Genomic DNA, 11964 nt, shown 5'->3' with positions numbered 1-11964 from the left:
TCGCTGTTTAGAGGTCTCCTCCATGGTTATCAAGCTGTCCTTCCCACTTCGATACGGCGGCCGTAGAAAGTGCATTTCCAAGGACATTGGTCATACTTCTCCCCATGTCACAAAAATGGTCAATCGGCAGAATTAGGGCAATTCCTTCCGGAGGAATTCCAAACATGGAACACGTGGCCACAATGATCACAAGACTGGCTCTTGGAACTCCTGCAATACCTTTCGAAGTAAGCATGAGCACAAGTAACATGACAATCTGTTCGCCTACTGTCATGTCAATTCCATAAATCTGTGCAATAAATATAGAGGCGAATGTCATGTACATCATACTTCCGTCCAAATTGAAGGAATACCCCAAAGGCAAAGTAAACGAAACAATTCGATTGTTACACCCAAAACGCTCTAACTCTTCCACTAACTTTGGAAATACGGCCTCCGAGCTTGTGGTCGAAAAGGCAATTAATAACGGTTCTTTGATGCGACGAAGTAATTCGAAGAGTCGATTCCCAAGGATCATATACCCCACAAGGCATAGCACCAGCCAAAGAACGAGTAAGGCGAAGAAGAAATCGCGCAAATACACGGCATAGACCGTGAAAATGTCAAATCCTTTGGTAGCTACAATTGCGGCAATGGCACCAAATACACCAAGAGGAGCTACCCACATAATGTATCCTACCATTTTTAATACGGCATTCGCAATGACATTAAGTCCATTGACAATAGGTTTCGTATAAGCTTCTCCCATGTTGGCGAGAGCGACCCCAAACATAACCGAGAAGACTACAATCTGAAGGACCTCATTAGTTGCAAAGGCTTCAAACAAACTTTTCGGGACTACATGGTTCACAAAATCTGCCATGCTGAAACTTTTCGTCGTACTAAGGAGTTCTCCAGCAGATGAGGTGTCGGTTAAATCAAGTTCAATTACATTACCTGGAGCTAGCCAGTTCACAAAGACAAGACCAATGACTAGGGACACCAATGAGGCTGTTAAAAACCAAAGCATCGCTTTGGTCCCGACGCGTCCGATCATTTTCATATCACTCATCTTCGCAATTCCTACCACAAGGGTAGTAAATACTAAGGGGGCAATAATCATCTGGACCAAACGAATGAATATGGTGCCTAAAAGTTTAATGTTGTCAGAAAATCCGACGGCGTTTTCTGGATAACGAAAATGCACGATCGCGCCTGCCACAATCCCCAAAATAAGGGCAATGATGATGGCGAAAAAGAGTTTATTTTGTCCTTTCATAGGTTTATTTTTCAAAGAGTTACAAATATAGTTTTTTTTACCAAACTAGCACCCTATGAGACTTAAGGACAATTTACACCGTTTATAATCCATCAAGAACCTGAGGACCACTTCGTTAATAGCAAAATGAAAAGTATCTGTCTAGATTCTGAGAAAAATTCTTTTTAATGTATCGTAGTTTTGTTTTTGCTTTCGCACTGGCTTTAGGATTTTTACTGATGATATCCTCGATTTTCTTCGCCGTCTCTTCAATCTTTTCTTTGTTGATTTCTTTAAAGTCGGGTGGCGTGGGATCTTTGTCCTCCTGCTGCGCAATGCTTTGAGCGTAGTTCCACATCTGCTCAAGTTGCTGAGTCATTTTCTCTTTTCGAGTTTTAATGGCATTACCCCAAACAAAAGTATATCTCCCGGCAAGGGATTCTATTTTAGTCCCATCGGTGAAAACTTCTTTTAAACTAACCAGTCCTTCTTCTGCCAGCAAGAGAACCACTTGTTTGAAAATGTCCTTAAAAATAGTCTTGAGTTTAGTGCTTCGAAAACGGGCTAGGGTATTGTGATCTGCAACCTGCATTCCCGATAACCACATGAAATTGATATTCTCCCGCATTGCCTTTTCAATCTTCCTGCTCGAATAGGTATTATCCATATAAGCATAAACCATCACCTTGAGCATCATTTTGGGATGAAAGCTGGGTTTGCCCTCTTTGCTGTATTCTTTTATAAGCAATCTCAAATCAAGTTGCTCAATAACCCCATTGACGATACGAACTGGGTGACTTTCTGGAATCAATTCTTCGATTGAAGGGGGAAAAAGCCAGTTTTGTTGTTGGTTGTAATCTTTGAATTTTATATCCATAGTGCTGATAATCAATACTTAAAGATACAAAAAAAATCAATTAATTACACAACAATTCTCAGAAATAATCATAAAAATAGCCGCCTCAGTATTGAGACGGCTACTAAGAAAAGTATTTAAAATTAAATTTAAGCTTTTAAATAGCGTGCGTAGGCATAGCCTTCCACTCCTGCGGAAGTTCTAATTTTCCACCAATCGTCTGAGCTCTGCTCGACCAAGGTAACAAGTTCACCTTTCGCCGCTTTTCCAACCACGGCAGCATCCGTTGACGGCTTCTGTCTTACATTAAGATTGGATTCTTCCGTAGCAACCGTAAGGTTAACCCCTGCACTCAGTCCAGAGACTTGTACATCAATATTGATATCCGAAGCCGTATAAGAAGGATCGATTACACCAAGGGCGTTCCATACCTCGTCTTTTACTCCCGTGTTACCTGCGGTACCGCTGATATATAAAATTCCATTTTGTTCTTGAACTTGCAAATTGGAAACACCTGCCGTTTGAGCAGCCGAAACGACGGTGGCATATTTGTCTTGTAATGTGCTCATATTCTACTCTATTTTACAGTTAAATTGTTATTGTAGGCGCCTACACTAAGAGCGTCTACCGATTCTTTAATCTTTCTTGCTTGCGCTGAAGAAACTTGTCCGGAAAGGGTAAGTTGTCCGTTTACAACCTCAACCGTGACAGAAGGGAAATCTTTTGTTGCATCTTGTACTTTCTGAAGAACGACAGGATCTACGGAGTTTACAACCACCGGCGCTGCCACAACGGACATATCCATTACTTCCTTAATTCCAGGAATCGCCTTTAACGACGCAATCATTGCATCTTTAGATTCTTGGTCAGCGAAAGAACCCCCTAGGTGGGCGACGCCTTCATCGACCTGAACGGTTGCAGTTGGATTCGCTGAAACCACCGTAGTTGCTTGAGTTTGAAGTTCTTGATCAGTTACTTTCTTTTTACAGGAAATGGAAGCCATCGATACACAAAGCGCAAGGGCGGCCATTGCAAAAGTCTTTTTCATAGTATTATTGATTTAATGTTACTCAAAAGTAAACAATAAATACTGTGCCGAATTACACTTTTCTATTAAACTTTTCTTAAATCTTTGCCTTTCGACTTTGTCTTTACCCATTTCATCTTGACATGAACAGCTCTTATTTCAAGATTATTTTCATAAAAAAAGCCCTAGAGAGACGAGCTCTAAGGGCTTTTGTGATTCTTTAAAATCTGCCTATTTCGTAGTATGGTAATAAGCAAGCATTTTATAATAAAGCTTTGCGGCAAGAAAGGCTGTAGGTTTAGAGTACGTACTCTCCATAAGCTCTACAATATCAAAAGCCACTACATTGCATTTTTCAAACACTCTCTTCAAAAGCTCTAATGTAGGATACCATTCGAGCCCCCCCGGTTCTGGCGTTCCTGTGGAGGGTGCAATGGACGGGTCAAAGGCATCTAGGTCAATCGTAATATAGACATTCCCCGATACTTTCTCTAACACCTTTTCGATCCAATTTTCATCGCCATGGATTTCATGCGCCCAAAAGCATTGTCCTTTCGGTACATGGACCATTTCTTCTTGATCCATCGAACGAATCCCAACTTGAACCAAATTGTGGTCCTTGCTTGCTTGGTAAACTGCGCAAGCGTGGTTACAGGCTGAGCCATGAAATTCGGGTCTTAAATCGGTGTGGGCATCGAGTTGTAAAACCGTTAGATTCTCGAATTTCTCCCCTACCGCTTTGATGGAACCGATGGACACCGAGTGTTCTCCCCCAAATAAGGTGAAGAGTTTTTCGTCCTCCATTAAAAGCTCTTTAGTTTTTTCATACACAGCCTGCGTCATCTTCTCTGGCGTTGAATTCTCCGTGACTTCTCCTGCCATCCAGACTCCATGTAGGAAAGGTTCGGTTCCCGTTTCTATATCGTATAGCTCCATGTTTTCAGAAGCATCGAGAAAAAGTTCTGGGCCTTTATCTGCCCCTTTGCCCCAGGTGGAAGTTCCATCGTATGGAACGGTTAAAAGCATCACTTTAGAAGTGTCTTTCGCTGCATTTTCTTCTGGAATTCCTGCGTATGTATTCATTTGTTTCAAGTTAATTGATAAGCGTGGCAAAGATAAGAATTTTCAAAATCGTAAATTTGCAGCAAACCAAAATAAATGCCATTAAACGCAATTCTTTTTGACATGGACGGTGTGATTGTAGACACAGAACCTCTGCATCGCAAAGCCTACTTCATAACCTTTGAAGAGTTAGACATTGAGGTGAGCCCCGAGCTCTATGCATCCTTTACCGGATGTTCCACACAGAAAGTATGTGAAAGTCTAATTACCAATTTCACTTTAGAGCATTCGTGGAATGAAATCGCAGCTATAAAGCGGGCCTACTTTAAGAATCTTTTCGATCACGATCCCCATTTCGATTTACTTCCTGGAGTCAAAAACTTGATTCAGCATTATCATGAGAATGGCCTCACCTTAATTTTGGCTTCCTCTGCTCACATGAACACAATCAATTGGGTATTTGAGCGCTTCAATTTAGAGCGTTATTTCAAAGGAAAAATAAGCGGTGCGGATTTAAAAGCTTCAAAACCTCATCCTGAAATTTTCGAAAAGGCAGCTCAGATGGCCAGCGAAGACAAATCCAATTGCATGGTAATTGAAGACTCCACGAATGGAATCCTTGCAAGTCAGCGAGCAGGAATCTTTTGTGCGGCTTTCAAAAGCCCTCACAGTGAAGGGCAAGACTATACGCATGCCAACCTCGTGGTTAGCGATTTTGAAGAATTGCGCTTGGAGAAAATCTCCACACTCTTTGCATAAAAAAAGAGCTGCAAATGCAGCTCTCTATTTAATACCCTAGAAGTTTTAAGACATCTTGTGGCTCTTGTTTTTCGCGGAAAATCTCATACTGAAACTCTCCATTTTCGTCTTTTTGAATCAGCACGTGTCTTGGTTGAGGCATTAGACAGTGGTGCACTCCTCCATACCCGCCTATGGTTTCTTGGTAGGCTCCCGTATGGAAAAACCCGATATAAAGGGGTTTGGTGTCACTAAAAACAGGTAGATAAATCGCGTTTGTATGCTGTTCAGAATTGTAATAATCGTCTGAATCGCAGGTCAGCCCTCCTAAAAACACTCTCTCATAAGAATCGTCCCATCGGTTTAAAGGAAGCATAATGAAATGTCGGGAAATAGCCCAAGTGTCGGGAAGCGTCGTCATAAAAGAGGAATCAATCATATTCCACTTTTCTCTATCGTTCTGTCTTTTTTGCGAAATAATTTTGTATAAATTCGCGCCGCTTTCCCCTACGGTAAAGCTTCCGAATTCCGTATAAATGTTCGGCTCCTCTACGCCTTCTTCTTCGCAAAATTTCTTGATTTGAAAGACGATTTCCTCCACCATGTATTGGTAGTCATAATCAAAATTCAACGAAGTTTTGATTGGGAATCCTCCTCCAATGTTTAAGGAGTCTACTTCTGGAGCAATCTTTTTCAGTCTTGCGTACACTCGCAGACATTTGTAAAGCTCGTTCCAATAGTAGGCCGTATCTTTTATTCCTGTATTGATGAAAAAGTGGAGCATTTTCAACCTTGCATTAGGATGCTCTGCAATTTTCTGAGAATAATACGGGATGATATCTTTGTACCCAATGCCGAGTCTTGAGGTATAAAATTCAAACTTAGGTTCCTCTTCCGAGGCAATTCGGATTCCAATATTAAACGTGGAATCAATACTTTCCGTTAGTTTATCCAGTTCACGGTAATTGTCTAGAATGGGTGTAATGTGCTCAAATCCACTATTAATCATCTCCGAAATTTTTTGGAGATAATCGTCCGTTTTAAAACCGTTGCAGATTACTTCAATGGATTTGTCTGCTTTTTTATTTTCATAGAGTGCCTTCACGATATCCATGTCGTATGCGGAGGACGTTTCAATGGAAATATCATTCTTCAATGCCTCTTCTAACACAAAGTTAAAATGGCTACTTTTTGTACAGTAACAATAGCGATATCCCTTTCGATACTCATGTTTTTCGAAGGCTTCCTTGAACCAACCTTTCGCCCTTTGGATATTGTAAGAGATCTTGGGCAAATAACTAATCTTTAAAGGGGTACCAAACTGTTCAATCACGTCCATTAAAGGAATGTCGTGAAAGGAAAGGTTATTTTCAGAAACATTAAACTCTTCCGTAGGGAAGAAAAGTGTCTGATCGATTAGTTCCGAATACTTTATTTTCATGTCTTTTTAAAAAGCCTATTTGGGGTTAATTGCTTGTGCAAAATTGCGAAAAAAAAGCGATATAAATGTCTAAAATTCGAAGTGCCCTCAAAATTTAGATTTTGGGTTGATTCCCATACTCATTGCCGAGGAAAAGCAGGAGATCCCCTGCGGTATATTCAATCGATATTTTTGATTTTTCTGCGAAATTTCTAGTTCCAATTCGCCATAAAATGGAAAGTGACTCTTTCTTTAGCTCCCAATGGAGTCCAGTGGTCTGAATTCCATGCGCCTCTGGAAAGGGGTAAAGAGAAACAAGTTGCCCTTTGTCCACTTCAACTTCATAGAAAGGTGGAATAAAGTAGTACGTAGAATAAGAATCAAAAAATCGAATCTCTAACTTCTCTTTAAATTGATAGGCCACCGAGAGATTTCCTAAAAAGTGGTCCATCTCTCCGCCACTCCCTCCGTACACATCAACCTTTACTACGTCTCTTCCTTCCAAGATTTCCAAGGCTTTATAAAAGTCTGTATGTTCTTGGTCTGGAGTATAAATATGTTTATCAAAAAATTCCGTTTGCGAATCGATGGGTCTAGAATCAAAATCCCCGGATATAAAATCAAGATCGGAAGGATCCACCTTAAGAGCGGGCAAATAAAAATAGGCGCCGTCTGTACAAGCTACAAGATGATACTCCTCTAAAGAAGGAATGCTCTGTGGCGGCTCACCATTGATAAACAAAAGGGCTTTTTTCTCCACGACTTAGCGATTGTTAGGATTCCAGTACGACTCACTTTGTCCCGATTCATGCGCGACAAAGCGGGCCGCGATAAAAAGATAATCGGAAAGTCGGTTTAAGTATTTTATGAGTTCAAGCCGTACTTCTTCTGTTTGGCTTAGTTCCACCAAATTCCGTTCTGCACGACGACAAATGGTTCGTGCCACATGGAGTGTACAGGCTGCCTTGTCGCCAGAGGGAAGAATAAAGTATTCAAGTGGCCTCAGATTTTCATCTAGCTTATCCATCCACTGCTCTAACTCTTCAATTTCTTTATCCGAGATCACAAGAGGCAGTCTTGACTTTCCATTTGCCAAAAACAATTTATCCACCGGGGTGGCCGATTCCGAACCTACAGTAAATAAATCGAACTGAATCTTAGACAATTGTCTAAGCAATTCCTCGTTTTGGATTTCTGATTTGGCAAGACCTACAAACGCGTTTAACTCGTCGATGGTGCCGTAACTTTCGACCCTTGGATCCGACTTCGAAACTCGGGTTCCTCCGTAAAGAGCCGTTTGGCCTTTGTCACCTGTTTTTGTGTAAATTTTCATATGCAGTAACTTCTAATCCTAGCTGTTTGGTGCCAAAACCTTTAGGTAGTGGCAAGCTTCAAATGTAGCAAAAACAAAGTTATTCCTTATAGGATTCGACTAATTTATCCAAATTAAGACTTCGTGCGGAAGCATCAAAGATCTTTTTGTAGGTGCCGTGGTTTTCTAGTAGTTCGTGATGAGAACCCGATTCCACCACGCGACCTTTTTCCATCACATAGATTTGATCTGAATCTAAAATCTGAGACAAGGAATGAGATATAATCACGACCGTACGTCCTTTTTTAATGGCATCGAGCGAGTTTTTAATCTGCTGAGTCGCAATGGCATCTAAGCTCGCGGTTGGCTCATCCAAAAGGATAATCGGTGGGTCTTTCAAAAAAAGTCGCGCAATAGCGATTCTCTGTTGTTGTCCCCCGGAAAGTTGCGTCGCATCGTGGGCATACCCTTGAGGGAGCTCCATGATTTGGTCATGCAAATACGCTTTCTTTGCTGCATTCTGGACCTCCTCTAATGTGGCATCCACAGCCCCATACCGTATATTGTCCTCAATCGAGCCTTGAAAAATATGGTTGCGCTGAAGCACCAGTCCAATTTCGTTTCGCAAATGGGCATTGTCGTATTGATCAAGCCCGACAGAATCTAGACAAATCTCTCCCGAGGTCGGCAAATAAAATTTACATAATAAATTGATCACGGTCGATTTTCCAGCTCCACTTAGTCCCACGAGAGCCGTGGTTTTCCCGCTTTGAATTTTCATGGAAACGTCTTTTAGCGCTTGCGCTCCACTTGGATAGGTGAAATCCACGTTTTTCAGCTCAAATTCTCCTTTAATCGCTGGCGTTTGAGAACCACTAAATTCCGTCTCATCGTCGGCGTTTAGAATCTCAAAATATCCTTCTGCATAGATAACTGCATCGTTCATATCGTCGTAAATTCGATGCAATTGACGAATCGGAGCGGAGACATTGCTAAAGAGCATAATGTGAAGCATAATCGCCCCTAGGGTCATTTGTTGATTTAAAACCAGATACACGGTGAGTAAGATGACCATCACCAAACCAAACTGTTCAATAAAAGTTTTAAGTCCGTCGTATATAAAGTTGGTTTTTCGAGTATACAATTGACTCTCCATTAATTGCATCTGCAAATCGTACTGCTTTTTGCCTTCAAAGCCTTCTTGAACAAAGCTTTTAATCACCATGATAGAATTAATGAGGTTAAGAAGTCCTGAGTTCTTTTTCTCTCTTTGATTTCGAAGCTGTCTTCGCACCCCACTTAGGCGTTTGGCTTGCTTAGCGCTTACAAAAAAGTAGATTGGTACGACGACACTCGAAACAAGTCCCACATATACATTTTGCATGTACATCACCACTAGAGCGATGGCCGCATTCGCGAAAAGAGGCAAAATGTCAATAAAGAAATTTTGAACCAATCGAGTTAAGCTCTCAATTCCTCGATCGATTCGTGTTTGTAGTTTCCCAGATTGATGATCCTCATCGTTGAAAAAGGCGACGCGGTAGGTTAGAATCTTATCTATCACGGTTTGTGCTAATACCGAGCTCGTATTAATTCTAATTTTTTCTCCGTAGAATTTCTGTCCGAAATTAATAAAGATATTGGCTAGTTCCTTCCCTAACAAGATTGCGGAAATGACCACCAAAACATGAATCCCTTCCACCATGGGGTTTGGCAGCTTTAAAAGCGCTTCCACTTGGTCCACAGTGTATTTGAGCACAAGCGCATTCACCTGTGCCATTAGAGCTCCGATTAAGGTCAGAAAGAGTGTACCGATGATCATAAAACGATACGGCCGAATAAAGGGCTGTACCTGTTTATAGATCCCTAATACAGTAATTGTTTTTCGAAAAGGTTTTACCACCTTCTTTCCAAAGCAAAAACAGTGCTAAAACCCACCGCCTTACGAGAATTCAGAGGAATAAGTAGTCAAATAATGCAATTGGGCAGAGGACAGATTTTTCGCTCTTTGAATTTCATTTTCTAAATAGGAAGAGGAAGGAAGGTTGATTTTTTGAAACAAAAAGGAGTTGTTTGCCTCACGATCCACTACGTTTTTAAAGATATGTTCAAGGTCCTTATTGGCTAAGGAAGCAAAAGAAATATCTTCAAAACCTTGGACGAGTCTCAGGTTTTCCTCGTTTTTATAATGAGCATCCACGAAATTTTGGAATTCTACTCTATCTGCAAAATTTCCAGCCCAAATGTGATATCCGATCGCTTTTTTCTTCGGTTTGTCTTCAATACTTTGGTAAACGAAGTTTTCCCCTAAATAGGCTTCTCTTACTTGGGGGTCGTGCGCTAAGTCCGACGGAAGACCCTCTTTAAGGATCCTTCCTTCAAACATAATATAGGTCTTATGCGTAATGGCAAGAGTCTGCTGCACATTGTGGTCTGTGATTAAGATCCCAATGTTTTTCTCTGTAAGACTTCTCACAATCTTTTGAATGTCTTCTACGGCAATGGGGTCAACCCCGGCAAAGGGTTCGTCTAAAAGAATAAAATTAGGACTCGTAGCAAGACATCTTGCGATTTCTGTACGTCGTCGCTCACCTCCGGAGAGTAAATCCCCTCGGTTGGTTCTTACATGCTCTAAGGAAAACTCTTCAATCAGTTCATCGCATTTATACTGCTGCTCTTTTTTAGAAAGTTTAGTTAATTGCAAAACCCCTAAAATATTTTCTTCGACAGAAAGTTTACGAAACACAGACGCCTCCTGAGCCAGATATCCAATTCCCTTTTGAGCCCGTTTATACATGGCATCCGAAGTGATGTTTTTGTCATCTAAGAAAATCGTTCCCGCTGTCGGTTTCACAAGCCCCACGGTCATGTAGAAAGTGGTCGTTTTTCCAGCCCCGTTCGGTCCTAAAAGCCCTACAATTTCTCCTTGAGCTACCTCTACCGATACCCCTTTGACCACTCTTTTGGGTCCGTATTCCTTTACTAAATTTTCCCCTCGTAAAATCATAGCTACAAATATAATTATTTTGTGAATAGTGCGCACTATCTTCCTTAACTGGCAGCTGCCCGTAATTTCTGACACATAGCTGTGGTTGTCCTCTTCTTCTTAAGGCTAAAAGCGACAAGTCAAGAGGGAGATTGCCTTCAAATTTCCACTTTGCAAAGGAGAAAGAAAAAATTGAGACAAAAAAAAAGAAGCAAACTAAAAAATGTTTACTTCCTATTTTCTAACCAATGGCAACTTTAAGCTTGTAAAAGTGTGGCTACTTCTTTTGCTGCATAGGTGAATATCATATCGGCACCTGCTCTTTTGATGCACGTTAAACTTTCTAGTAAAGCTTTGTCATTGTCAATCCAGCCGTTCTGTGCGGCTGCTTTGAGCATTGCATATTCTCCACTCACGTGGTACACAGCTATGGGAAGATCAATGCTTTCTCGTACTTTGGAAACAATATCCAAATAAGGCATCCCCGGCTTAATCATAATGATGTCTGCCCCTTCGTCCACGTCTTTCAAAACTTCATCAAGTGCTTCTCTAGAGTTTGCAAAATCCATCTGGTAGGTCTTTTTGTCCTTTGGAACCAGCTCCGATTCTTTAGGTGCACTATCTAATGCACTACGAAACGGTCCGTAAAACGCACTTGCGTATTTTGCCGCATAACTCAAAATTCCCACATCAGGATACGAATTTTCCTCAAGGGCTCCTCGAATCATGGCCACTCTCGCGTCCATCATATCGCTAGGCGCAAGGACATCAGCTCCTGCTTTCGCAAGAGATAGGGACATTTTCACGAGCGCATCGTTTGTTGCATCGTTATCAATTTTGCCTTGGTTTACAATTCCGTCATGTCCATAAATCGAATACGGATCAAGTGCTACGTCGGGCATAATCACAAGACCAGGAACCGCATCTTTAATGGCTTTAATGGAAGTTTGCATCAAACCGTTATCGTTCCAAGACTCCTTACCGGTATTGTCTTTAAGATCCTCCGATACTTTCATATAAAGGTTAATCCCTTTGATTCCCATCTTGTAAATCTCTTGGCATTCTTTTACGGTAAGATCGAGGCTTCGTCTAAAAACACCTGGCATCGAATCGATGGGTTCGATTTTGTCTTTCCCTTCCATTACAAACATGGGTAAAACGAGATCGTTTACACTTAATACCGTTTGTTGCACGAGTTGTCTAAGGGACTCCGATGTGCGAAGTCTTCTATTTCTTGAATATACTATCATGATATTAAATTAATAAGAGGGCTAAATCGCTCTCATTTCGAAGGCAAATTTACGGATAAAATACGAGAGCTTTCCT

General features: G+C 41.2%; 11 protein-coding genes and 1 pseudogene. 1 reads left to right on the top strand and 11 read right to left on the bottom strand.

The window, feature by feature from the left end; all coding sequences use genetic code 11:
- Positions 1 to 7 precede the first annotated feature (7 nt).
- From AC3IRX_RS09545 to speB, 5 genes are all read right to left on the bottom strand, one after another.
- A complete protein-coding gene (locus AC3IRX_RS09545) occupies positions 8 to 1258 on the bottom strand; it encodes a dicarboxylate/amino acid:cation symporter (RefSeq protein WP_459084443.1) in 1251 nt (416 codons plus the stop codon).
- Between the two features lie 115 nt (positions 1259 to 1373).
- Positions 1374 to 2114 carry a transposase gene (locus AC3IRX_RS09540; protein ID WP_489209989.1) on the bottom strand — a complete coding sequence of 247 codons (741 nt, stop codon included), beginning with the start codon at positions 2112 to 2114 and terminating at the stop codon, positions 1374 to 1376.
- 128 nt (positions 2115 to 2242) lie between these two features.
- A complete protein-coding gene (locus AC3IRX_RS09535; RefSeq protein ID WP_459084442.1) occupies positions 2243 to 2662 on the bottom strand; it encodes an SH3 domain-containing protein in 420 nt (139 codons plus the stop codon).
- An 8-nt stretch (positions 2663 to 2670) separates the two neighbouring features.
- Positions 2671 to 3141, bottom strand: coding sequence for a BON domain-containing protein (locus AC3IRX_RS09530; protein ID WP_489209986.1), 471 nt, complete (start codon positions 3139 to 3141; stop codon positions 2671 to 2673).
- 210 nt (positions 3142 to 3351) lie between these two features.
- Positions 3352 to 4203: an agmatinase gene (gene speB / locus AC3IRX_RS09525; protein ID WP_489209984.1), complete on the bottom strand. Its 852-nt coding sequence runs from the start codon at positions 4201 to 4203 to the stop codon at positions 3352 to 3354.
- A 75-nt stretch (positions 4204 to 4278) separates the two neighbouring features.
- On the opposite strand from speB, the gene AC3IRX_RS09520 reads away from it, so the two are divergent.
- Positions 4279 to 4941: an HAD family hydrolase gene (locus AC3IRX_RS09520; RefSeq protein WP_489209982.1), complete on the top strand. Its 663-nt coding sequence runs from the start codon at positions 4279 to 4281 to the stop codon at positions 4939 to 4941.
- Positions 4942 to 4969: 28 nt separating this feature from the next.
- Here the strand turns inward: AC3IRX_RS09520 and AC3IRX_RS09515 are convergent, their stop codons facing one another.
- The 6 genes and pseudogenes from AC3IRX_RS09515 to hemB form a co-directional block, all read right to left on the bottom strand.
- Positions 4970 to 6361, bottom strand: a complete 1392-nt coding sequence (locus tag AC3IRX_RS09515; RefSeq protein ID WP_489209980.1) for a type III PLP-dependent enzyme domain-containing protein — start codon at positions 6359 to 6361, stop codon at positions 4970 to 4972.
- Between the two features lie 94 nt (positions 6362 to 6455).
- The gene (locus tag AC3IRX_RS09510) at positions 6456 to 7100 is read right to left on the bottom strand and encodes a thiamine diphosphokinase (RefSeq protein WP_489209978.1); all 645 of its coding nucleotides are present in this window, start codon (positions 7098 to 7100) and stop codon (positions 6456 to 6458) included.
- Positions 7101 to 7103: 3 nt separating this feature from the next.
- Entirely contained in the window at positions 7104 to 7673 is a 570-nt protein-coding gene (locus tag AC3IRX_RS09505; protein ID WP_489209976.1) for a cob(I)yrinic acid a,c-diamide adenosyltransferase, read from the bottom strand.
- A 79-nt stretch (positions 7674 to 7752) separates the two neighbouring features.
- Positions 7753 to 9474, bottom strand: a complete 1722-nt coding sequence (locus AC3IRX_RS09500; protein WP_489209974.1) for an ABC transporter ATP-binding protein — start codon at positions 9472 to 9474, stop codon at positions 7753 to 7755.
- Between the two features lie 459 nt (positions 9475 to 9933).
- Positions 9934 to 10659, bottom strand: a pseudogene (gene lptB / locus AC3IRX_RS09495) (LPS export ABC transporter ATP-binding protein); the annotation flags it as partial.
- 236 nt (positions 10660 to 10895) lie between these two features.
- Positions 10896 to 11888: a porphobilinogen synthase gene (hemB, locus tag AC3IRX_RS09490; RefSeq protein WP_489209972.1), complete on the bottom strand. Its 993-nt coding sequence runs from the start codon at positions 11886 to 11888 to the stop codon at positions 10896 to 10898.
- Between the last annotated feature and the right edge of the window lie 76 nt (positions 11889 to 11964).

This window comes from Epilithonimonas sp. KH_059, from assembly GCF_057838485.1.
This window is presented reverse-complemented; position numbering and strand designations above follow the sequence as displayed.

Coding starts and splice junctions, on each gene's coding strand:
- AC3IRX_RS09545 (WP_459084443.1), bottom strand. CDS start 1,258: ATGAAAGGACAAAATAAACTCTTTTTCGCCATCATCATTGCCCTTATT.
- AC3IRX_RS09540 (WP_489209989.1), bottom strand. CDS start 2,114: ATGGATATAAAATTCAAAGATTACAACCAACAACAAAACTGGCTTTTT.
- AC3IRX_RS09535 (WP_459084442.1), bottom strand. CDS start 2,662: ATGAGCACATTACAAGACAAATATGCCACCGTCGTTTCGGCTGCTCAA.
- AC3IRX_RS09530 (WP_489209986.1), bottom strand. CDS start 3,141: ATGAAAAAGACTTTTGCAATGGCCGCCCTTGCGCTTTGTGTATCGATG.
- speB (WP_489209984.1), bottom strand. CDS start 4,203: ATGAATACATACGCAGGAATTCCAGAAGAAAATGCAGCGAAAGACACT.
- AC3IRX_RS09520 (WP_489209982.1), top strand. CDS start 4,279: ATGCCATTAAACGCAATTCTTTTTGACATGGACGGTGTGATTGTAGAC.
- AC3IRX_RS09515 (WP_489209980.1), bottom strand. CDS start 6,361: ATGAAAATAAAGTATTCGGAACTAATCGATCAGACACTTTTCTTCCCT.
- AC3IRX_RS09505 (WP_489209976.1), bottom strand. CDS start 7,673: ATGAAAATTTACACAAAAACAGGTGACAAAGGCCAAACGGCTCTTTAC.
- AC3IRX_RS09500 (WP_489209974.1), bottom strand. CDS start 9,474: ATGATCATCGGTACACTCTTTCTGACCTTAATCGGAGCTCTAATGGCA.
- hemB (WP_489209972.1), bottom strand. CDS start 11,888: ATGATAGTATATTCAAGAAATAGAAGACTTCGCACATCGGAGTCCCTT.